The following is a 21,370-nucleotide window of genomic DNA, read 5'->3' on the forward strand; positions in this document are numbered from 1 at the left end:
GGCCCCGGCCCTTCTCTCCGATTCCTCTATGCGCGTAGAGTCGCGCGTTACGCATCACCTCACCAACCCCTGCCGGAAGGAACGCCAACTCCATGGACGTCATCTCTGTCATCCGCACCAAGCGGGACCGGGGCGAGCTGAGCCCCGAGCAGATCGACTGGGTGATCGACGCCTACACCCGCGGCGCGGTCGCCGATGAGCAGATGTCGGCGCTGGCGATGGCGATCCTGCTCAACGGCATGAACCGCACCGAGATCGCCCGCTGGACCGCCGCGATGATCAACTCCGGTGAGCGGATGGACTTCTCGGCGCTCTCCCGGCCGACCGCCGACAAGCACTCCACGGGCGGCGTCGGCGACAAGATCACGCTGCCGCTCGCTCCGCTGGTCGCCGCCTGCGGGGCCGTCGTACCGCAGCTCTCCGGCCGGGGCCTCGGCCACACCGGGGGCACGCTCGACAAGCTGGAGTCCGTCCCCGGCTGGCGGGCGCTGCTCTCCAACGCCGAGATGATGGACGTCCTGGAGTCGGTCGGCGCGGTCGTCTGCGCGGCGGGCGACGGTCTCGCCCCCGCGGACAAGAAGCTGTACGCGCTGCGCGATGTCACCGGCACCGTCGAGGCCATTCCGCTGATCGCCTCCTCGATCATGTCCAAGAAGATCGCCGAGGGCACGGGCTCACTCGTCCTGGACGTCAAGGTCGGCTCCGGCGCCTTCATGAAGAACCTGGACGACGCCCGCGAACTCGCCTCCACCATGGTCGGCCTCGGCACCGACCACGGGGTCCGTACGGTCGCGCTGCTCACCAATATGGCCACCCCGCTCGGCCTGACCGCGGGCAACGCACTCGAAGTACGCGAGTCCGTCGAGGTGCTCGCGGGCGGCGGCCCCGCGGACGTCGTCGAGCTGACCCTCGCGCTGGCCCGCGAGATGCTGGACGCGGCCGGTCTGAAGGACGCCGACCCGGCGAAGGCGCTCGCGGACGGCTCCGCGATGGACCACTGGCGCCGGATGATCGCGGCGCAGGGCGGCGACCCGGACGCGGCGCTTCCGGTCGCCCGCGAGCAGCATGTCGTCACCGCCCCGTCGAGCGGGGTGCTGACCCGGCTGGACGCGTACGACATCGGGGTGGCCGCCTGGCGCCTCGGCGCGGGCCGCGCCCGCAAGGAGGACCCGGTGCAGGCGGGCGCGGGTGTCGAGCTGCACGCCAAGCCCGGTGACACGGTGACCGAGGGGCAGCCGCTGCTCACCCTGCACACGGACACCCCGGAGAAGTTCGCGTACGCGCTGGAGTCGCTGCCCGCCGCGTACGACATCGCCCCGGCGGGCACCGCGTTCACCCCGGACCCGATCGTCCTGGACCGCATCGCCTGATCTGCCTGAGCTGCCTCCGCTTGTCCTGCCTGACCTGCCTGACCTGCCTGACCTGCCTGACCCGCCTGACCTGTCTGACCCGCCTGATCTGCCTGGCCCGCTCGGCCGGACGGGCCCGGCGGGCCCGACGGTCCGGCCGGGGAGAACCGGGGCGGGCCGGTGGCGGCGATGAGTTCCGGGTGCCGCGCCGGTCTCCCTGGTGTGGATGTCACCGAGCCGCTCGTCCTGGTGGTCACCGGCCCGGTCGGCCGGGCCGACGTCCCGCGCCTGTGCGAGGAGCTACGGCTGCTGCTGCACGGCGCCGGGGCGGCGGGCCGGGCGGCCCGTGCCGGGGTGCCCGTCGTCGACTGCGACGTGGGCGGTGTCGTCCGCCCCGGCCTGGCCGCGGTGGAGGCGCTCGCGGGGCTCCGGCTCACCGCTCTGCGGTACGGCAGCCGGCTACGGCTCCGCAACGTGGGGCCCGAACTCACCGAGCTGCTCGCCCTGACCGGTCTGACCGGCCTCGCGGAGTCCCCCGAGGAGCCATGAGCCCCCGGCTCCCCGGCGGTGATCCGGCCCTGGTGGCTGCCTTCACATTCACATGCGGAGGAAGTCGTTCACACATGTGAAGGACCCCGTCGGGTACACGACATCGGCGATGACCGGGAGAGACCGGTCTGTCACCGAGCGTCCTTCAGGGGAGACAATGAGCGAGGACACAAGCGGGGGTCGGGAGCGGGGTACGGCGCCCAGAGGTTCCGGCGGGGATGATCCGGTCGACTGGCAGGCCGAGCGACGCTGGAACGACCGGCCATGGGTGCAGGTGACGCTCATACTGGCGATCGCGGTCGGAGCGGTCGTCGTCGTGAATCTCTCGTTGTATGCCGTGTGGGGACATGCCAACCCAGGGGGAGTGGCCGGTGGAATCGGCGGGTTGACTGTCGCGCTGTGGAGGTCCCGGCGTGTCCGGCGGCAGGTTGCCGAGGAGTCGGGGCTGAGCCCCTGGCAGGTGATGGTCGTCGGCCGGTGGCTGCGCAAGGGCCGCGTTCCCGCGGACCCGAAGGCCCGGCGGGCGATGACCGCCCTCGTACGGGAACAGCAGCGGGCGTTGCAGCAGAACCGCTGGGCGATGCCCGTCATGATGACCCTTTTCGCCGTAGGGGGCGCCGTCCTCCTGGTGGTGGGGAACTTCGCGCTCGGTGGGCTGCTGGTGGTGGTCGTCGTGCTGCTGGTGCCCGCACTCGTCCGGCAGCGACGCGACATGAAGCAACTGCCCCGCATCGAGAAGCAGCTCGCGGCGTCCCGGGACGCGGCTTCGCTGCGCCCGGCCGCCGACGCCTGACGCCCGCACCCCGGGGTTCACCGGCCCCGGAGCCCCTGCGTACCCGCATATCCCCCGGCGGGCGGCCAACGCCCTCACCCCTCCAAGGACTTGGGCAGTCCGAAGAGCGGGAACCAGCGCTCGGTGTCCAGGAACGAGGTGATCCCGGCGACCCGGCCGTCCCTGGTCTCGATGACCATCAGCGCCCAGGGAGTGAACCCCTCGCCCGACTCGCTCGGGTGGTAATGCCCGAAGGCCGGGGTGCCGTTGGCCACCGTCGGGACCAGCCGGGAGCCACGGCAGACCGAGCCGACGCCCAGCATCCAGCCGACGATGTCGTCGTGGCCGCGCAGCCACAGGTCGTACGGCGGCATCGAGAGTGTGGCGTCCTCGTGGAGGAGGGCGGTCAGCGCCTCCATGTCGTACCCCTCGAAGGCGGCGACATAGCGGGCCAGCAGCTTCTGCTGCTGCTCGTCCAGGGGATCGGCCGCGTCGGTCGGTGCGGGCGCGCACTCGGCGAGGGTCGAACGGGCCCGCTGCAGCGCGCTGTTGACCGAGGCGACCGTGGTCTCCAGAAGCGTGGCGACCTCGCTCGCCTTCCAGGCGAGCACCTCGCGGAGGATCAGCACGGCCCGCTGCTTGGGCGGCAGATGCTGGAGCGCGGCGACGAAGGCCAGCCGGATCGTGTCCCGCTCGACCGCCTTCTCGGCCGGGTCCGCGAGCGACGGCAGTACCCGGCCGTCCGGCACCGGCTCAAGCCAGACGGCCTCGGGCCGGGCGTGCAGCGCGGCGGCGGCCACCGGGGTGGCCTCGGTCAGATCCATCGGGCGGGCCCGTCTGTTGTCCGCTTTCAGCATGTCCAGGCAGACGTTGGTCGCGATCCGGTAGAGCCACGAGCGCAGGGACGAGCGGCCCTCGAACCGGTCGAAACTCCGCCAGGCCCGGACCATGGTGTCCTGTACGGCGTCCTCCGCCTCGAAGGCCGAACCGAGCATCCGGTAGCAGTAACCGGCCAGCTCCGTCCGGTGTGCCTCCAGACGCACGTCGAGGTCTGTTGTCGCCAGGTCGCTCATAGGGTGCCCCCTGCTTGTTTCCCGGGCTTGATCCCCGGGCTCGTCCCGAACCGCACCAGCGATTCCGAAGCTACAGGGGGGCACTGACAACGGCACTCGGATCAGCCTGCCGACCGCCGTTCCGGGCGTGGGCAAGGCACCGGCCAGGCGCGGATCGTGGCAGGTCAGGCAGGGATCGGGGCGCGGATCGGGAATCTGCCGGGCGGGAATGGGGCACCCGGCCGGGCGCGGACGGGGCGTCGGTCAGGCGCCGGTCACCGGTGTCCGCCCCGCCGCCCGCGCGCTGTGCGACCCGTACAGCGTGATCGACAGGACACCGAGCACCGCGAGCAGTCCCAGCCCCACCGTCCCCGCCCAGCCCCCGGCGTGGAAGGCCGCAGCTCCGAGCACGCCGCCCGCGCTGCTGCCCAGGTAGTACGCGGACTGGTACAGCGCCGACGCCTGCGCGCGGCCCTTCTTCGCCGTGTGGCTCACGGACGAGGAGGCGACGGCGTGCCCGGCGAAGAACCCGGCGGTGATCAGGACGAGGCCCAGGAGGACCGCCGCGATCGCGTCGGCCAGCGAGAGCAGCAGCCCCGCCGCGGTCGTCGACACCGCGAGGTAGAGCGCGCCCCTGCGGCCCAGCCGGCCGACGAGGCGGCCGGCCGTGGCGGAGGAGACCGTACCGACGAGATAGACCAGGAAGACCGAGCCGACCAGACCCTGCGGCAGGCTGAACGGCGCCCCCACCAGCCGGTAGCCGATCACCGTGTAGACCGCCCCGAACACCGTCATGAAGAGCGCGCCGATCGCGTACAGCCTGCGCAGCAGTGGGTCGCCGACGTGGGACGCGACGATACGGCCGAGGGCGCGCGGGTCGAGCGGGACCGCGGTGAAGTTCCGGGCCCGGGGGAGCATCAGCCGGAAGACGACCGCGCAGACGACCGACAGCACACCGATCGCGCCGAGCGCCATGCGCCAGCCCGCGGCCTGGGCTACCCAGCCGGCCAGGATGCGGCCGCTCATACCGCCGATGGAGTTCCCCGCGACGAACAGCCCGATCGCGGCGACCAGCGCCCTCGGCCGCACCTCCTCGGCGAGGAAGGCCATCGCCGACGCCGGAAGCCCGGCGAGCGCCGCGCCCTGCAGCGCCCGCAGCGCGATCAGGGAGCCCACATCCGGTACGAACGGCACCAGCAGGCCGATGGCGACCGCGACCGTGAGGGACGCCGTCATCATCGTGCGCCGCCCGAACCGTTCGGACAGCGCGCTCAGCGGCAGCACGAACACGGCGAGTCCGCCGGTGGCCGCCGAGACCGTCCAGCTGGCCTGTCCGGCCGTGGCGCCGAGGCCGGAGCTGATCGCGGGCAGCAGGGCCTGGGTGGAGTAGAGCAGGGCGAAGGTCGCCATGCCCGCGGAGAAGAGCGCGAAGCTCATGCGGCGGTAGCCGGGGCGCCCTGGTGCGAGCTGCTCGGGCTGGGACGGCGCGGCGGAGGCACCCACGGTGGTGAGTGCCCCGGTACTGGCAGGAGGCATGCTCCGAACGTAGGTCCGGGCCTTTGATGCGTCCAATGCACGGACTGGCCATAATCGTTCCCATGGCGCATCAGCACAGCTCACAGCCGCGGCTGTCATCCAGGAGTTACGAAGAAGACATCCGGCTGCTGCTCGCGCCCCGGCTGGCGTACTTCGAGGCGGTCGCGCGCCACGAGCATGTCACCCGGGCCGCACACGAGTTGGCGGTGCCGCAGTCGACCCTCTCGCGCGCGATGGTCAGGCTCGAAGCGGACCTGGGGGTGGCGCTGTTCGCCCGCAGGGGCCGCTCCGTCTCGCTGACGCCCGCGGGCCGGACGCTCCTGCCGACGGTGGAGCGGGCGCTCACCGAGGTCGAGCGGGCCGCGGAATCCGTACGGGCGGACGCCGATCCCGCGTCGGGCCGGATCACCTTCGGCTTTCTGCACACCCTGGGCCCCGAGACGGTGCCCGGACTGATCCGCGCCTTCCGGGCCGACCACCCGCGGGTGCGGTTCCAGCTCGTGCAGAACTACGGCGAGGCGATGATCAAACGGCTGCGCGCCGGGGAACTCGACCTCTGCCTGACCTCCCCGGTGCCGGACGCGCCCGGTCTGGTCGCCCGGCGCCTGGACGAACAGCGGCTGCGGCTGGTGGTGCCGGACGACCACCGGCTCGCGCGCCGCAGGCGGGTCAGGCTTGCCGAGGCCGCCGACGAGAGCTTTGTGACGCTGGAACCGGGGTTCGGGCTGCGCCGTATCACCGACGACCTGTGCGCGGAGGCCGGTTTCACCCCGCGGATCGCCTTCGAGGGCGAGGAGGCGGAGACGCTGCGCGGGCTGGTCGCGGCGGGGCTCGGGGTGGCGCTGCTGCCGCCGCCCGCGGTGGCCAGGCCGGGGGTGGTGGAGCTGGCGGTGACCGCGCCGCGTGCGGTGCGGGAGATCGGGGTGGCCTGGCTCGACGGCCACCCGGACACGGTCCCGGTGGCCGCGTTCAAACAGTTCCTGCTGGCCCGGCGGGGGCGGCTGCTGCCGGATTAGCGGCACGGACGCGCCCGCCCGTGCCGCCGGTGGATGCCGGTGGATGTCGCTGGATGCGGTTGGCCGTCTGACACCGGCTGACCGCGGGACCCCCGTAGCTGTCTGGCACCGGATCGCCGCAGAGCACCGGCCACCGTCCGGCACCGGATCGCCGCAGAGCACCGGCCACCGTCCGACACCGTCCGCGACCGCCCGGTCGGCCTGATCCGGACGGAAGACAGCCCTTAGTCGAACGCGGCCCGGTGATCGGCGGCCCAGGCCGCGTAGGTGCGGGCCCGGCGGCCCAGGACCGCCGTCACCTCGTCGGTCAGCCGGGCGTTGCCGCCCGAGGCGATGAACTGCTGGCCGAGTATCGCGCCTTCGGCGAATTCAGGGTCCCGCCCGGCGGCGATCATCTGCTCCTTCGCCACGTCCAGCGGTACGTCGACGGTCTCGACCGGGCGGCCGAGCGCCGTCCGCAGGATCTCCGCCTGGTCGGGTGTGCTCAGCAGCTCCGGTCCGGTCAGTGTGTAGGTCCTGCCCGAGTGGCCGGACGTGGTCAGCGCGGCGACCGCCACCTCGGCCACGTCCCGGGGGTCGATCACCCCCTGGGCGCCCTTCCCGGTCAGATTGGCGATGGGCTGTCCCGCCCTGATGGTCGCGGCCCAGTGCAGGCTGTTGGTGGCGAAGCTGCTCGGCCTGAGGATGGTCCAGGCCGCGTCGCCCGCCCGGAGCGCGTGTTCGCCGGGGCCGTGCCAGACGCTCGTCCTGAGTGCGGTGTGCTCGCCGGTTCCGATGGCCGACAGCTTGACCACTCGCCCGACGCCATGGGCCCGTACGGCGTCGAGTACCGCCAGGTCGTGCCGCTCGATCCACGGCCCCGGCGCGTCGAGGAGGAAGACGGCGTCGGCCCCGGCCACCGCGCTGTCGAGGGAGTCACGGTCGTCGAAGTCCCCCCGTACGACCTCGGCCGGCAGCTTCGCGCCTTCCGGCTTCCGTGTCATGGCCCGTACCCGCTCGCCGCGCTCGGCCAGCAGCCGGACCACTTCGGTACCTATGGTGCCCGTCGCACCCGTAACAAGGATCATGACGAGCACTCTGCCGCCGTACCGCCGGGCGGATATAGGAAAAACCGGCGGTCGTAGAGTGGCCGGTGTGGACACGATGATCCCGGCACCCGCGCTCCGCCCCTGGATCGCGGACGTGACGCTGCCGCGGCCCGACCGGGCTCTGCCGCTGGTGCATCTGCCCGACGCCGCCACCGCGCTGGTCTACCGCCGTACCGGCCCCGGGACCGGCGAGCTGCGTGTGGTCGGCCCGCGCAGCCGCGCTTCGTACCATCCGGGCAAGGAGCTGCCGATGTGCGTGCGCGCCCGGCTGCGGGCCGGCGCCGCCAGGTCGCTCTTCGGGGTCCCGGTCAGCGAACTGCGGGACAGGGCCGTGCCGCTCACCGATCTGTGGGGCGGCCGAGCCGCCGTACTCGAACGCCGGCTCGGCGAACTGACCGGTGCCGAACCGGTCCTGCGGTGCATCGAGGCCGCGCTGCTCGAAAGCCTGCACGGCGGTACGGACCCACGCGCCCCACTCATCAGGGAAGCCGTCGATGCGCTGTCGGGTACCGGCGAACGGGTCGCCGCGCTGGCCCGGCGGCTGTCGGTCAGCGAACGCCATCTGCGCGAACTGTTCACCGACCGGATCGGCCTGGCGCCCAAGCGGTTCGCCCGTATCCAGCGGGTCCGTACCGTGCTGGCCGGGGCGGGCTCGGCGCAGTGGGCCGGCCTCGCCTCCGACACCGGGTACTACGACCAGTCCCACATGGCGGGCGACTTCCGGACCCTGATGGGAGTGTCACCGGCCGCCTTCCGCTCGGGCCGGCTTCCCGAAGCGACGCCCTGCGCCACCTGACGCGGGGCCCGGCGGCCGGGTCCCCACGTCAGGTGACGCGCACTCAGAAGTGCCTGCGATACGCCTTGTTGGCGATCCGCCAGCCGCTGTCGGCGTGGACCAGCAGGAAGACGTCGGTGAATGTGTCCGGGCCGTGCGAGAGCGTCATGGTCGCGGTCGCGACGGTGCCGTGGACGTCGACGGCATCGATCCGGCGCCGGCGGGCCGCCTCGTCCGGGGCGGGCCGGCCGTGGAAGAGGCCGCAGTACTCGTCCAGGCGCCACGACACGAACGCGCCGTCCCTGAGCCCCTCGATATGGGCGGTGGGAAGGAACGCGGCACGGAAGTGCGCCGGGTCGCCGGTCGCGTGGCCGCGGATGTAGGCGCGCAGCGGTTCGAGTACCGCCTCCTCCACCGCGGGGGCCGTGGCGGCGACGGCGATGTCGGCTTCGGGGGCGGCGGGAGTGCCTTCCAGGCCGGCCGCGCCGCGCAGCGGGGTGTCCGACGCGGCGGCCAGCAGCGCCATGTCCTTGGCCAGCGCGCCGATCGTGAAGTCGGCCGTCCCGGTGGCGGGAGGGGCGGTGAGGAAGGTGCGCTTACGGGCCACGAGCCCGCCGAGCTGGCCGAGTTCGAGTACGTCCAGCACCCGGGTGCGGGGCAGCGCGAGAGCATCGGCCTGCCGCAGTGAGTCGCGCAGCGCGAGGACGGCGCCGGCCAGGCTGTTGTTGGCGACCAGCTTGAGCGCGGCGGCAGTCGGGGCGTCATCGACGTGCAGTACGGTGCCCAGCGCTTCCAGGACCGGCCGGGCCCGGTCGAGTGTGTCCTGGTCGGCGGCGGCGAGTATCCGCAGGGTGCCGGAGGCGACGGCCGGCACCGAGCCGAGCACGGGCGCGTGGACGTAGGGCCGGCCGATCCGCCGGGCCAGCGCCGACGCTTCGGCGGGGGCGATGGTGCTGGTGTTCAGCACGACCGCGTCCGGTCGCAGCGAGTCATGGACGGCGTCGAGGACCTCCAGACAGGCCGGGCCGTCGAACAGCGCCAGGAGTACGAGATCGGCCTTCGCCACGGCTTCGTCCGGATCACGGGTCGTCCTGACCGCGTCGGAGGCACGCCCGGAGCGGGTCCAGCCGACGACGTCCAGGCCCTGGGCCGCCAGTCGTGTCGCGATCGTGTCGCCCATGCGCCCCAGGCCGAGTACAGCAACGGTGTGCGGTGTGGTCATGAGTGCAAGACTCGTGCACCGCCACAGCTGCGACAAGCGCATATTCGGCAGGGAAGCCCTGCGGAGACCGCATACCTCTCCGCCATACTGGAGTGATGGAACTGACCGTCTGGCGGACCTTTGTGACCGTGTGCCGACTCGGGTCGCTCTCGGCGGCGGCCGCCGAGCTCCACCACACCCAGTCGGCCGTCTCCCGGCAGATCGCCGGGCTTGAGCAGCAGCTCGGCGTGGCCCTGCTGGAGCGTCATGCGCGCGGGGTGCGCCCCACACCCGCCGGTGAGGTGTTCCACCGGCACGCCCGGACCGTGCTCGACGAGGCCCGACGCGCCGTCCGCGCCGCACGGGAGACGGGCGACGGCACGTCCGGCCGGCCGCTGGCCGTCGGCGCGACACCCTCGCTCGCCGCGGGGATCGTGCCCGAGGCAGTCCGGGGCCTGCTGGAGCGGGCCGGGTCCGTCCGGTGGAGTCTGCTGCCCGGCCTGAGCGCAGAGCTGCACCACCGGGTGAGCGCCGGCGATCTCGACCTGGCCGTCGTCACCGACGCCCCGCCGGGACTGCCCCAGGACCCGCGGGTCGCCCGCGGGTTCCTCGGGCTGGACGAGATGGTCGTCGTCCTGCCCGCCGGCCATCCGCAGGCCGGGCCGGGCCCGGTGCCCATGCGGGCGCTGGCCGACCAGATCTGGGTCGAGGACAACGACGGCTCGGAGGCCCTGCTGCGCCGGCACGCCGCCCGCGCCGGAGTCAGCCCGCGCATCGACCTCGCCGCGGCCGATCTGCCCGGCAAGCTGGCCCTGGTCGCGACCGGTCACGCCATCGCGCTGATACCCGGGGTGCTGAGGCGCGCGCTGCGGGCCGACGTCACGACGGTGGCCCTGGCCGATCCCCCGACCCGCGGCATCTACACGCTCACCCCGCGCCGGGACCCGCACCCCTGGGCCGCGCCCCTGCTCGACCAGCTCGCGGCGGCCTTCGCACCGGGCGGCCGGGCGGGTCCTCAGAGCACCTGACCCGGGTCGCTACCCCAGCGTCCTGCCGAACCCGGCGGCCAGCGGCATCCGCAGCCCCAGCGGCGGCGGCGCGGCGAACGCGTCCACCACCGGCCGTGCGTACGCGTGCGAGAACAGCGCGCCCCGTACGAAGTCCGATGCCAGCGCCACCACTTCGGACCGGTGCTGGCGCAACGAGTGCCCGTCGGAGTGGACTTCGAAGCGGCAGGTGTCGCGGTTGGTCTTCTTGGCGCGTTCCGCGAGCCGGTAGGAGAGTTCGGGGTCGCAGCGTGCGTCCGTGGTGCCGTGGACGAGGAGGACCTGGCGGCCCACCAGCTGCTTCACCGGTTCGGGTTCGGCGGCCACGGCGTCGTCGGGCAGCCACGGGGCGACCGCCAGGACCGAGGTGACCGCGGAGTGGCCCGCCGCGTGCAGGGCCGCCCGGCCGCCCATCCCGTGGCCCGCCAGACAGACCGGGACGTCGCCGTACCGCCGCAGCGCCTCGTCCACGGCCCAGGACGCGTCCTCGGCGAGGTGCGCGTCCGTGCCGTTCCAGCCGCGGAAGCGGTAGCGGACGACATGGGCCGCGAGCCCGTCGCCGCGGCCCGCGCGGGCCAGTCTGCGGGCGGGCGGGCGCAGGGAGACGTACGGGAGGGGCGAGGAGCGGCGCGTGGAGACCGGGTCGCCGTCGGGGAGCAGCAGGACCACACCGCTGACCGCGGACGGTGTCCCGCCTGCCCCAACTGCCGGTCCCAGCCTGGCCTCCGGCGGGGCGGGTGCTTGCTGTGCCATAACGGAACAGTCTCAGAAGCGGAGGTGTACTCCACCCTTCCGAACGGTCACTGTTACATATCGGCGGGGAGCGTTCTACGCGCGTAGGGGCTAAAGTGCCCAGATGACGAGCCAGACCACACAATCGCCCACCACGGATCAGATCGGCCGAGCCCCGAAGGTGCTCCTCCACGATCACCTCGACGGGGGCCTGCGCCCCGGCACGATCATCGAGCTCGCCCGCGCGACCGGCTACACGGCCCTCCCCGAGACGGACGCCGACAAGCTCGGCATCTGGTTCCGCGAAGCGGCCGACTCCGGTTCCCTGGAGCGCTATCTGGAGACCTTCGCGCACACCTGCGCCGTCATGCAGACCCGCGAGGCGCTGGTGCGGGTCGCCGCCGAGTGCGCCGAGGACCTCGCCAAGGACGGCGTCGTGTACGCCGAGATCAGGTACGCCCCCGAGCAGCACCTGGAAGGCGGTCTCACCCTCGAAGAGGTCGTGGAGGCCGTCAACGAGGGGTTCCGCGAGGGCGAGCGGCTGGCCAGGGAGAACGGCGACCGGATCCGGGTCGGCGCCCTGCTCACCGCGATGCGGCACGCGGCCCGTGCCCTGGAGATCGCCGAACTCGCCAACAGCTACCGGGACCTGGGCGTCGTCGGCTTCGACATCGCGGGCGCGGAGGCGGGCTTCCCGCCCACCCGGCACCTGGACGCCTTCGAGTATCTGAAGCGGGAGAACAACCACTTCACGATCCACGCCGGTGAGGCCTTCGGGCTGCCGTCGATCTGGCAGGCGCTCCAGTGGTGCGGAGCCGACCGGCTCGGGCACGGGGTGCGGATCATCGACGACATCGAGGTCGCCGACGACGGCACCGTGCAGCTGGGGCGGCTGGCCTCCTACGTACGGGACAAGCGGATCCCGCTGGAGATGTGCCCCACGTCGAACCTGCAGACCGGGGCCGCCGACTCGTACGCCGGGCACCCCATCGGGCTGCTGCGGAAGCTGCACTTCCGGGCGACGGTCAACACGGACAACCGGCTGATGTCGGGCACCACCATGAGCCGCGAGTTCGAGCACCTGGTCGACGCGTTCGGCTACACGCTCGACGACATGCAGTGGTTCACAGTCAATGCGATGAAATCCGCATTCATTCCTTTCGATGAACGTCTCGCCATGATCAACGACGTCATCAAGCCGGGATACGCGGAGTTGAAGGCCGAGTGGCTCTTCCGTCAGACCGCTGTGACCAGTGGTTCCGCGGCCGGGGCGCGCTGACCCTCCCCTCGCGGGGCGGCCGGGATGAACCCTTTCCGGCCGCCCCGCCGCGTTTGCGGGCGGCGGTGACGGCTGGCTACCTTGCGTAGCCGCTCAATTCCCCTCCCCCCGCAAGGACGTTTTCCTCATGAAGCAGTCTGCCGCCAAGACCCTCGGTGTCGCCGTTCTCGGTGCCGCCTTCGCCGCGGTCGCCGCAGGTTCCGCCTCCGCCGCCGTCGTCCCGGCCACCCCGGACGTCACGGGCACGCTCGGTACGGTCACCAGCACACTCCCGCTGAACGCCGTCACCTCGAAGATCCCGGCCGGCAAGAACAACTCCGTACAGTCCGGGCGGCACGCGGTCGGCGGTGCGAAGCGCGCGCTCAAGGGCGGCAGCGGGGCCCAGGGCAACAAGGGCCTGCTCGGTGGCCTGCCGACCGGGACCGTGACGGACGCGGTGAGCGGCATCGGCCAGTGATCTCCGGCTGACTTTCCCGGCGCGGCCGGGGACGGTCCGCGCGAAGACGGGGCGCACACCCCTCCCCAGGGTGCGCGCCCCGTCCGTCGTGTGCGGGTGGGCGGTGTGCCGTACTACCAGGCGGCCGACGGCGACTTCTCGCCCGGCACCAGGATCCACAGCGCCAGATAGAGCAGGAACTGCGGCCCCGGCAGCAGACAGGAGACCAGGAAGATCACACGCATCGTGGTCGCAGAGGTACCAAAGCGCCGTGCCAGCGCTGCGCACACTCCGCCGAGGACGCGGCCTTCACGGGGGCGGACAAGTGCGGACATGTGGGGCTCCTTCGCGAAGCGTCGCGGGAGCGGTTCCGTTGCGCTCCCTGTATATCCATCATGACGCGCGGCGGTGGTACAGAGCATCGCTCCACGGGGCGATCCCGACCCTGGGAATCGTCGGGGTAGCCCCCTGGAGGGTGTCATCCCGGAGGACGGCGGTCCGCTCCGCCCGCTCCGCCCCCCTGCGCCGCAGCCGGTACCGCACGGCGGGCACCACGAGCACATGCGCCACCGCGACCCCCACCGTGTTCAGCAGCACCGAGTCCACATCGACCACCTGGCCGGGCACCCCGGTCTGCAACAGCTCGATGGCCAGCGAGATCAGCGCACCCGCCGCGACCGTACGGGCCAGCGAGGCCCAGGGCGAGACCCGCAGCCGCCCGCCGGCCAGCGGCAGCAGCACCCCCAGCGGGGCGAGCAGCAGCAGCGCCTCACCGATCCGGCGGGTGGCCTCCAGGGCGCCCAGGTCCAGATCCGCCCTGATCCCGGCGAACGGGGTGAAGTTCGAAGCGGTCACCCACATCACATCCAGCGGGCGCAGGGTCAGCCAGCCGACAACGAGAAGATGCGCGGCGAGGAGCAGAACCCCCACGACGCGAGAACGGATGACGGAGCGACCGCCCCTACCTTGACCCACGCCCCACAAGACGCGGTGAGCGGTGGCATCGGTTCCGCCGACTTTGTCACCGTGCCGTCACCGAATTTCCACCAGGCCCCCACGACAGCCCGCCCTTCCGGTCATCCGGCTCCAGAGCCGCCGCCCTTCCGGCCATCCGCCCTTCCGGTCGGGGCGGGGCGCACTACCGGCGTACGTCCCCCAGCTCCGGGTCGGCGTCCGGCCGGGTCTTCAGCTGCTGGGTGCAGGAGTACGCGCGCGGCGGGTCGCCCTCCGGGCCGCCGAGCACCACCGAGCCGTCCGTCTCGGCCGCCGCGCTCTCCGCGTACGTACACACGATCTGGGCCAGCGCGTTGGCCGGCAGGTCCGCGGGCTCGCGGCTCAGCCGCAGTGTGCCGGCGGGGTCGCCCTTGCGTCCCGCACCCACCGAGAGGGAGCCCCGCACATCGGTGCTGAACCCGGCCGCCCGCTCGGACGCGCTGGGCTTCGCGCGCAGTTCGTCGAGGAGCTTTCCGGCCACCCGTACCCCGTCCGAGAGCGTGCGTCCCTCGGCTATCTGCACCGTACGGTCGACGGGGACCAGCCGGCTCCCGCAGACCAGGTAGACCCGGACCGGGATGCCCTGGGGCTCCTGGGAGGCGCCGTCGTCCGCGGGGAGGTCGCACGGCACCCGCGACGGCGCGGCCCCTGCGTCCACCGGTACGGAAGTGTTCCGGATGCCGCACCCGGCCGCCAGCGCGCACAGTGCGGCGAGGCCCACCGCTGTCGCCGCGGCTCTCGAAGGCCCGGCCCTCATGAGTCGCCGCCTTCCTGACCGTCCCCGGCCGGGTCCACCGGCTCGCGCGGCAGCCGCAGCGCGAACACCGCGCCGCCGTCCGGTGCGTTCGCCGCGGTGATGTCACCGCCGTGGATGTGCGCGTTCTCCATCGCGATGGAGAGGCCGAGACCGCTGCCCTCGGAGCGGGGCCGGGACGCGCTCGCCTTGTAGAAGCGGTCGAAGACGTGCGGGAGCACCTCTTCGGGGATGCCGGGGCCGTTGTCCCGTACCGCGATGACCAGTTCGCCGCCCTCGATCCGTACCGAGACCCGGACCGGCGAGCCGCCGTGCTTCAGCGCGTTACCGATCAGGTTCGCCAGGATCACGTCGAGGCGGCGCGGGTCGAGCCGCACCATGATGCCGCGGTCCGCGTCCAGCTCCACCGCGTCGAGCCAGGCGCGGGCATCGATGCAGGCGGTGATCTGGTCGGCGATGTCGACATCGTCCAGCACCAGCCGGGCCGTGCCCGCGTCGAAGCGGGTGACCTCCATCAGGTTCTCCACCAGCGTGTTCAGCCTGCGGGTCTCGCTCACCACCAGCTGCACGGCGGGCGCGATCATCGGATCGAGGCTCTCCGCCTCCTCCTCCAGGACCTCCGATACCGCGGTGATCGCGGTCAGCGGGGTCCGCAGCTCGTGCGACATGTCGGCGACGAAGCGGCGGCTCGCCTCCTCCCGCTCGCTCATGTTGCTGACCTTCTTCTCCAGCGCCGCCGCCGTCTTGTTGAAGGTCCTGGACAGCTCGGCCAGCTCATCGGTGCCGGAGACCCTGAGCCGGGTGTCGAGCTTGCCCTCGCCGAGCCGCCGCGCCGCCTCGCCGAGGCGCTGCACGGGCCGCAGCACCGTCGTCGCTGCGGCCTGGGCGAGCAGCGCCGAGCCGATCAGCGCCAGCGCGGTGGCGATCGCCAGCGACCAGGCGAGCGAGCTGAGGTCCTGCCGCTCCTGGTCGAGCGAGGTGAGCATGTAGCCGGTGGGGCCGCCTCCGGTGACCTTCGCGCCACCGACCAGGTACGGCGTCCCGTGCAGCGTGACGCGCTGCCAGAAGAGGTGGTAGGCGGAGTGCTGGTCCGAGCCGACCTTCTGCTGCTTGGCCACCGCCTCCTGGAGCCGGTGCGGTACGTCGGAGAGCGTGAAGGCGTCCAGGTCGGAGTAGCCGATGACGGGTTTGCCCTTGGCCCGCTCGCCGACGAGCAGCACGCTGTAGCCGGGGTTGCTGGACGCGGCCATCCGCGCCGCCGTCGTCTGCAGCTCGTTCTGCGTCGGCTGCACCGGCAGCGAGGCGGCCCGGTTCTGCATCTCCTGCCGGAAGTCCTTGAGCGCCGAGTCCTGCGTACGCGTCAGCACCGCCTCGCGGTTGAGCCAGTACGCGATACCGGAGGCGGAGACGGCGGCCGTGAGGGCCACCAGGGCGAAGACGACGACGAGGCGCAGCCGCAGGCTGGTCAGGCGCAGCCCGTGGAAGGACAGACGGGTCACTGAGGCGTGTCCAGCCGGTAGCCGACACCGCGGACCGTACGGATCAGGGTCGGCGAGGACGGCACGTCCTCCACCTTCGCCCGCAGCCGCTGCACACAGGCGTCGACCAGCCGGGAGTCCCCGAGGTAGTCGTGCTCCCAGACCAGCCGCAGCAGCTGCTGGCGGGAGAGCGCCTGTCCTGGCCTGCGGCTCAGTTCGAGGAGCAGCCGCAGCTCGGTCGGGGTGAGCTGGAGATCCTCGCCGTTCTTCGTCACGGTCATCGCCGAGCGGTCGATGACGAGACTCCCGAACGCGGCGGAGTCGGTGGACTCGCGCTCCCCGCGGCGCAGCACGGCACGGATCCGGGCGTCGAGCACCCGGCCCTGCACCGGTTTGACCACGTAGTCGTCGGCCCCGGACTCAAGCCCGACGACCACGTCGATGTCGTCGTTGCGCGCGGTCAGCAGGATGATCGGCAACTGGTCGGTGCGTCTGATCCGCCGGCACACCTCGAATCCGTCGATTCCGGGCAGCATCACATCCAGCACGATCAGATCGGGCCGCTGGTCACGCAGCAGCTGGAGACCGTCCTCGCCGGTGGCGGCTGTGGCCACCCGGTGCCCCTGGCGTGACAGAGACAGCTCAAGAGCCGTACGGATGGCGTCGTCGTCCTCGATCAGCAACAGGAAAGGCACGGAGGTCATTCTGGCCCATGGGACAGGGGAGTTCGACCTCCGGAGGGGTTGCGGGCGCTCCTGTGACTCTGTGTGGAGGTTCCCGTCACCGGGCGGCAGGCGGTACGGGACCGGCCTTCCGTCGCCTCTGCTGTCACTCGGATCACGTCCTGCCCCACCCCTTGTAACGCGCCTGTGACAGTCGGCAGACACCGCCATGAAACTGCGGAGGCAAGCTCTTCACCAACAGACCGAAGCACGACTCCACGGCGGGGGGCGCGAGATGAACACACTGCACAGCAACAACTCCGGCGCAGTAATCACGCGGCTCCACGACGTGGTGACCGCACGCAACACCGAGAAGTCCGGTGCCGCGGGAGGGCGGGGGTGCTCTCGTGGCACCGGGCGTCAGCATCCGTCGTACATGACGGTCGTTGACGCACCGGCGGCGGTCGCCAAGGCGGCCGTACCGAACCAGGCGGCGGCGCACGGGGAGACAGCGGGGGAGCGGCCCTCCGCGTCGGAGGCGGAGTTCACCGCCTACGTGCAGGAACGCCGCGCCTCCCTGTACGCCACCGCCTATCACCTGACAGGTGACCGCTTCGAGGCCGAGGACCTGCTCCAGAGCGCGCTCTTCTCCACGTACCGCGCCTGGGACCGGATCAGCGACAAGGCGGCGGTCGGCGGGTATCTGCGCCGGACCATGACCAATCTGCACATCAGCGCCTGGCGCCGGCGCAAGCTCAACGAGTACCCGACCGAGCAGCTCCCGGAGACGGTGGGCGACACGGACGCGATGCGCGGCACCGAGCTGCGCGCGGTGCTCTGGCAGGCGCTGGCCGGGCTGCCCGAGACGCAGCGCACGATGCTGGTGCTGCGTTACTACGAGGGCCGTACGGATCCCGAGATCGCGGAGATTCTCGACATCAGTGTCGGCACGGTGAAGTCCAGCATCTGGCGCTCCCTGCGCCGGCTGCGCGAGGACGACGTCCTCAGCTTCGGCCGTGACGAGCAGGAGTCCTTCGGCGAGCTCGTCGCCTGAAGGGCCGGGGGGCCGGGGGAGGGACCGCTGTTCCGGGGGGAGACAGCGGGTACGACGGGGGCGGGGGCCCCGGGGGAGAGCACGGGGGGCAACGGGGGTACGGGGGAAGACACGGGGGAGCACGGGGGAAGCGGAACGGGGCTGGACAGGCCGGGGGGGGCTTGTCCAGCCCCGCTCCCGTGTCCGCGGTGTCCGTGTCCGGTGTCCGTGTCCGCGGAGCTACATCTGATCGAGGAGCTTCTTGATGAATCTGCCGGCGTCCTGCGGCGGGTCCGCCTCGGTGACCAGGCGGTCCATGATGAGCGAGTACTGGTCGATCTCCTCCTGCTTGTCGAGGTAGACCGCGCCCGTCAGCTGTTCCAGATAGACCTTGTCCGGCAGGTCCGGTTCGTTGAACCGCAGGATGGTGATGGGGGTGCCGGCCGCCGCCATCGCGCCCACGCTGAACGGGGCGATCTGCAGCGTGACATTGGGCAGTTCGGCCACCTCCATGAGGTATTCGAGCTGCCCGCGCACCACTTCGGCCCCGCCGAAGGGGCGGCGCAGGACGGCCTCGTCCACGACCGCCCACAGAGTGGGAGCCTCCGGCCGGGTGAGCAGCTTCTGGCGCTCCATGCGCAGTTCGACCAGCCGGTCCACCCTGGATTCCGGCGCGCTCGGGTAGCCGAGGCGGGTGACGACCCGGGCGTACGCGGGTGTCTGGAGCAGGCCGGGCAGGAACTGGACCTCGTAGGTACGGATGAGGGACGCGGCCTCCTCCAGGCCGACGTGCATCTCGAACCAGCTCTCCAGCACGTCGTTGTACCGGTGCCACCAGCCCGGCAGGTTGGCCTGCCGCGTCATCTCCAGGTAGTCGGCCCGCGATTCCTCGTCCAGTACCCGGTAGAGGGTCAGCAGGTCGATGACATCGCGCTGTTTGAAGCCGACCTGACCGCGTTCGAGCCGGGTGATCTTGGCGTCCGACGCCCGGATCGCCCGGCCCGCGTCCACCCGCGAGACATCGCGGTCCTGCCGGAGCCTGCGCAGCCGCGCCCCCAGCAGGATGCGCAGCGCCGTCGGCCCGATGTGCTGGTGGTCCAGGTACCGCCTTATGGAAAGCTGTTCACTGCTCGGCCGCTGTATGGCGGTCATGCCAACTCCCGTGAGGCGACTGGACGGACACGAAGAGTGCCAGTGTTCCATCCGACCCCGGGGTGCGTACAGCAGGACGGTGCCCGGCGCTACCGGGGGCCTCAGGCGGAGAGGCCGTCGAACTCCCCGTCCTTGGCCCCGGCGAGGAACGCGGCGATCTCCGCACGCGTGTAGACCAGCGCCGGACCCTGCGGATGGCGGGAGTTGCGCATCGCGACGCTGCCGTCGGGGAGGGCGGCGACCTCCACGCAGTTGCCTCCGGGGGCGCTGTGCCGACTCTTCCTCCAGTTTGCATTTTTGATCAGGTCGGACCGGGTTCCGTTCTCGATCTGTCGCATTTTGACCACTCCTCGTTACGGTGCGCACGTCTGACCAGGCATCATGCATATGCAATTGCAGCTGCACTTGCCGGAGCAATTGCGTCAGCCGGAACTGTAATTGCAGATGCAGTTGCGGCACCATCCCTCGGGGAGGGATAGTGGGCGGCGATCAACCGCTCGTGACGTCTGGCTGCTCCTCGGAGATCGCGATGACATCCCGCTCGACCGGACCAACAGGTGCCTTACCCGGGCCCACCGTCCACCGACTGCTGGGCCGTGCGTTGCGCGACGCCTTCCGGCACGAGGAGACGGATGCCACATCCGTCCGCTTCACGGCCTGCGCGCTGCCGGCCGGCGGCCAGGCGGTCGGCGAGGGCCGCCGGTTCACCGGATCCCTGCTCCACGACTGGGCGTTGAGCCCGCTCGTCGACAACGCGGCGCTCATCGTCTCCGAACTCCTCAGCAACGCACTGCGGTACGGAATGGGGGCACTCCCGGCCTGGTCCGCACCCGGCCAGGCGGTCTGGCTGGGCATGCTGCGCAGGCGCGGGACGGTGCTGTTCGCGGTCTGCGACCCGAGCACGGCCGTTCCGCGGCTCAAGGAGCCGGACTTCCTGGCCCAGTCGGGCCGTGGTCTGCACATCATCGACTGCCTCAGCGAGACCTGGGGCTGGACCACCCCCGACATCGACGGGAAGGCGGTCTGGGCCGCGGTCTCGTGCCCGGCCGGGTCCAGAGGTCCCGACAGCAGGTCGGCCGACATGTACGCGGCGGCCGACCCGTGGCCGGTACCCGCCGCGGTACCCGTCGCCGTACGGCGAACCGTCTAGGCTCGGGCGGGAGTTGGCTTCGCGGCAGCGGGAGCTTCGCCGTACAAGAGCTTCGCAGTACGAGAGTGGGGAACCCGATGGGTGATGTGCCGGGGTGGATCACGGAGGCGGACGGACGGGCGCCCGTCGACCTGCGGACGGACCGGCCGCACCCCGCGCGCGTCTACGACGTCCTGCTGGGCGGCAAGACCAACTACGCGGCGGACCGTGCCATGGCCGACCAGGTGCTCGTGAACCTGCCGTCCGCGCGGCCGACGGCCCTGGCCAACCGGACCTTCATGCACCGGGCGACGCGGTATCTGGCCGCGGAGGCCGGTGTCCGGCAGTTCCTGGACATCGGCACCGGCATACCCACGTCACCCAATCTGCACGAGGTCGCACAGGGCGTGGCCCCGGACAGCCGGGTGGTGTACGTGGACAACGACCCGATCGTGCTGGCGCATTCACGGGCGCTGCACGTCGGCCACCCCTCTGGGCGCACGGCCTATCTGGACGCCGACGCGGCCGACCCGGAGGCCGTACTCGCCTCCCCCGCGCTGCACGAGACGCTGGACCTCGGCAGGCCGGTGGCGCTGAGCATGTGTCTGCTGCTGCACTGGCTGCCCGCGGACTCCGACCCGTACGCGGTGGTGCGGCGGCTGACCCGGGAGCTGGCGCCGGGCAGTCATGTGGTGATCACCCATCTCGCGCGCGACCTCGACCGGGCCGGATCCGGCGCTCTTGAGGCGGACTTCAGGGCGTCGGGGTCGCATCTGAAGGCCCGTACCAAGGACGAGGTGGCCCGCTTCTTCGACGGCATGACCCTGGTCGAGCCGGGCATTGTCGTGCCGGACCAGTGGCGGCCGGAACCGGAGGAGGAAGGGGAAGGGGGCGGCGGCCCGGGCGCGGAGACCGGCACGGCGGATCGCCTCCTGACCGTGGTCGGCACGTCCGACGGCGGAGGTGCCGGTGGCGGGGCGGCCGGTGGGGTCGACGGTGCCGCGGGCGATTACGGCAAGGTCCCGGTCTGGGTGGGCGTCGCCATCAAGGAGAGCTGACCGCAGGGCTGTTACGGGTCCGGGCGGGCCGGAGGGGGCCGCGCTGGTTCACAGCCGGGCCACGCGGGTCGGCGGGGGAGCGCAGCCCGGACCGCAGCCGGGCCGGACCGGCCGGTGGCAGAACCGGCCGGTGGGGAAACTGGCCGATGTGGGATTCGGCCGGTGGGGGATCCGGTCGGCTGGGAGCGCCGCTCGGACCTGCCGGTCCCCGGGCGCTGAGTCGAGGCGGGGGGGCGGGGCAGGGCCGGGCGCGTGTCCGGGGCGGGGTGCCGGTGCGGGG

At 72.0% G+C, this 21,370-nt stretch carries 23 protein-coding genes; 11 read left to right on the forward strand and 12 right to left on the reverse strand.

All coding sequences use genetic code 11. The annotated features are described in order from the left end of the window. Positions 1-92: 92 nt before the first annotated feature. The 3 genes from ACFXBC_RS19125 to ACFXBC_RS19135 all read left to right on the forward strand — a co-directional run bounded on the left by ACFXBC_RS19125 (position 93) and on the right by ACFXBC_RS19135 (position 2,691). Positions 93-1,370, forward strand: a complete 1,278-nt coding sequence (locus tag ACFXBC_RS19125) for a thymidine phosphorylase (RefSeq protein ID WP_385025220.1) — start codon at positions 93-95, stop codon at positions 1,368-1,370. Between the two features lie 201 nt (positions 1,371-1,571). After that, positions 1,572-1,898: an STAS domain-containing protein gene (locus ACFXBC_RS19130; RefSeq protein ID WP_385025223.1), complete on the forward strand. Its 327-nt coding sequence runs from the start codon at positions 1,572-1,574 to the stop codon at positions 1,896-1,898. 157 nt (positions 1,899-2,055) lie between these two features. Continuing rightward, on the forward strand, positions 2,056-2,691 hold the full coding sequence (locus ACFXBC_RS19135) for a hypothetical protein (protein ID WP_385025226.1): 636 nt from the start codon (positions 2,056-2,058) through the stop codon (positions 2,689-2,691). A 74-nt stretch (positions 2,692-2,765) separates the two neighbouring features. On the opposite strand, the gene ACFXBC_RS19140 is transcribed toward ACFXBC_RS19135, so the two are convergent. Both ACFXBC_RS19140 and ACFXBC_RS19145 read right to left on the reverse strand, forming a co-directional pair. Continuing rightward, positions 2,766-3,806 carry a sigma-70 family RNA polymerase sigma factor gene (locus ACFXBC_RS19140; RefSeq protein WP_385025292.1) on the reverse strand — a complete coding sequence of 347 codons (1,041 nt, stop codon included), beginning with the start codon at positions 3,804-3,806 and terminating at the stop codon, positions 2,766-2,768. Between the two features lie 180 nt (positions 3,807-3,986). Continuing rightward, positions 3,987-5,258, reverse strand: coding sequence for an MFS transporter (locus tag ACFXBC_RS19145; RefSeq protein WP_385025229.1), 1,272 nt, complete (start codon positions 5,256-5,258; stop codon positions 3,987-3,989). 62 nt (positions 5,259-5,320) lie between these two features. Here ACFXBC_RS19145 and ACFXBC_RS19150 point away from each other — a divergent pair, with 62 nt between their 5' ends. Continuing rightward, positions 5,321-6,274, forward strand: a complete 954-nt coding sequence (locus ACFXBC_RS19150) for a LysR family transcriptional regulator (protein ID WP_385025232.1) — start codon at positions 5,321-5,323, stop codon at positions 6,272-6,274. A 224-nt stretch (positions 6,275-6,498) separates the two neighbouring features. Here the strand turns inward: ACFXBC_RS19150 and ACFXBC_RS19155 are convergent, their stop codons facing one another. Further along, positions 6,499-7,341 carry an NAD(P)H-binding protein gene (locus ACFXBC_RS19155; RefSeq protein ID WP_385025235.1) on the reverse strand — a complete coding sequence of 281 codons (843 nt, stop codon included), beginning with the start codon at positions 7,339-7,341 and terminating at the stop codon, positions 6,499-6,501. Between the two features lie 76 nt (positions 7,342-7,417). Between ACFXBC_RS19155 and ACFXBC_RS19160 the strand changes: the two genes are divergently transcribed. Beyond that, positions 7,418-8,158, forward strand: a complete 741-nt coding sequence (locus ACFXBC_RS19160; protein WP_385025295.1) for a helix-turn-helix domain-containing protein — start codon at positions 7,418-7,420, stop codon at positions 8,156-8,158. Between the two features lie 43 nt (positions 8,159-8,201). Here ACFXBC_RS19160 and ACFXBC_RS19165 read toward each other — a convergent pair whose 3' ends face one another. Further along, positions 8,202-9,359, reverse strand: a complete 1,158-nt coding sequence (locus ACFXBC_RS19165; protein ID WP_385025238.1) for a nuclear transport factor 2 family protein — start codon at positions 9,357-9,359, stop codon at positions 8,202-8,204. A gap of 95 nt (positions 9,360-9,454) precedes the next feature. Here ACFXBC_RS19165 and ACFXBC_RS19170 point away from each other — a divergent pair, with 95 nt between their 5' ends. Beyond that, positions 9,455-10,366, forward strand: coding sequence for a LysR family transcriptional regulator (locus ACFXBC_RS19170; RefSeq protein WP_385025241.1), 912 nt, complete (start codon positions 9,455-9,457; stop codon positions 10,364-10,366). Positions 10,367-10,375: 9 nt separating this feature from the next. Here ACFXBC_RS19170 and ACFXBC_RS19175 read toward each other — a convergent pair whose 3' ends face one another. Next, entirely contained in the window at positions 10,376-11,137 is a 762-nt protein-coding gene (locus ACFXBC_RS19175) for an alpha/beta hydrolase (protein WP_385025244.1), read from the reverse strand. Positions 11,138-11,240: 103 nt separating this feature from the next. Between ACFXBC_RS19175 and ACFXBC_RS19180 the strand changes: the two genes are divergently transcribed. After that, positions 11,241-12,395 carry an adenosine deaminase gene (locus tag ACFXBC_RS19180; protein WP_385025247.1) on the forward strand — a complete coding sequence of 385 codons (1,155 nt, stop codon included), beginning with the start codon at positions 11,241-11,243 and terminating at the stop codon, positions 12,393-12,395. A gap of 127 nt (positions 12,396-12,522) precedes the next feature. Then, positions 12,523-12,852 carry an ATP-binding protein gene (locus ACFXBC_RS19185; protein WP_385025250.1) on the forward strand — a complete coding sequence of 110 codons (330 nt, stop codon included), beginning with the start codon at positions 12,523-12,525 and terminating at the stop codon, positions 12,850-12,852. Between the two features lie 113 nt (positions 12,853-12,965). Here the strand turns inward: ACFXBC_RS19185 and ACFXBC_RS19190 are convergent, their stop codons facing one another. From ACFXBC_RS19190 to afsQ1, 5 genes are all read right to left on the reverse strand, one after another. Beyond that, a complete protein-coding gene (locus ACFXBC_RS19190) occupies positions 12,966-13,166 on the reverse strand; it encodes a PspC domain-containing protein (RefSeq protein WP_385025253.1) in 201 nt (66 codons plus the stop codon). Between the two features lie 58 nt (positions 13,167-13,224). Continuing rightward, positions 13,225-13,806, reverse strand: coding sequence for a VanZ family protein (locus ACFXBC_RS19195; protein ID WP_385025256.1), 582 nt, complete (start codon positions 13,804-13,806; stop codon positions 13,225-13,227). A 163-nt stretch (positions 13,807-13,969) separates the two neighbouring features. Next, positions 13,970-14,581: a hypothetical protein gene (locus ACFXBC_RS19200; RefSeq protein WP_385025258.1), complete on the reverse strand. Its 612-nt coding sequence runs from the start codon at positions 14,579-14,581 to the stop codon at positions 13,970-13,972. After that, positions 14,578-16,077: an ATP-binding protein gene (locus ACFXBC_RS19205; protein ID WP_385025261.1), complete on the reverse strand. Its 1,500-nt coding sequence runs from the start codon at positions 16,075-16,077 to the stop codon at positions 14,578-14,580. Before ACFXBC_RS19205 ends, ACFXBC_RS19200 begins: the two co-directional genes overlap by 4 nt. Next, a complete protein-coding gene (gene afsQ1 / locus ACFXBC_RS19210) occupies positions 16,074-16,751 on the reverse strand; it encodes a two-component system response regulator AfsQ1 (RefSeq protein WP_385025264.1) in 678 nt (225 codons plus the stop codon). The genes ACFXBC_RS19205 and afsQ1 overlap by 4 nt, the downstream gene beginning before the upstream one ends. A gap of 262 nt (positions 16,752-17,013) precedes the next feature. Between afsQ1 and ACFXBC_RS19215 the strand changes: the two genes are divergently transcribed. Further along, entirely contained in the window at positions 17,014-17,772 is a 759-nt protein-coding gene (locus ACFXBC_RS19215) for a SigE family RNA polymerase sigma factor (protein ID WP_385025267.1), read from the forward strand. Positions 17,773-17,991: 219 nt separating this feature from the next. On the opposite strand, the gene ACFXBC_RS19220 is transcribed toward ACFXBC_RS19215, so the two are convergent. Together ACFXBC_RS19220 and ACFXBC_RS19225 are read right to left on the reverse strand one after the other, a co-directional pair. Continuing rightward, on the reverse strand, positions 17,992-18,903 hold the full coding sequence (locus tag ACFXBC_RS19220) for a DUF5753 domain-containing protein (protein ID WP_385025270.1): 912 nt from the start codon (positions 18,901-18,903) through the stop codon (positions 17,992-17,994). 101 nt (positions 18,904-19,004) lie between these two features. After that, positions 19,005-19,241, reverse strand: a complete 237-nt coding sequence (locus ACFXBC_RS19225) for a DUF397 domain-containing protein (RefSeq protein ID WP_385025273.1) — start codon at positions 19,239-19,241, stop codon at positions 19,005-19,007. Positions 19,242-19,432: 191 nt separating this feature from the next. On the opposite strand from ACFXBC_RS19225, the gene ACFXBC_RS19230 reads away from it, so the two are divergent. Together ACFXBC_RS19230 and ACFXBC_RS19235 are read left to right on the forward strand one after the other, a co-directional pair. After that, on the forward strand, positions 19,433-20,053 hold the full coding sequence (locus tag ACFXBC_RS19230) for an ATP-binding protein (protein WP_385025276.1): 621 nt from the start codon (positions 19,433-19,435) through the stop codon (positions 20,051-20,053). A gap of 77 nt (positions 20,054-20,130) precedes the next feature. Beyond that, complete coding sequence (locus ACFXBC_RS19235; RefSeq protein WP_385025279.1) at positions 20,131-21,090, forward strand: SAM-dependent methyltransferase; 960 nt, start codon at positions 20,131-20,133, stop codon at positions 21,088-21,090. The last annotated feature ends 280 nt before the right edge of the window (positions 21,091-21,370 follow it).

Origin of the sequence: Streptomyces sp. NPDC059398 (assembly GCF_042751845.1) — a bacterium.
Classification (GTDB): domain Bacteria; phylum Actinomycetota; class Actinomycetes; order Streptomycetales; family Streptomycetaceae; genus Streptomyces.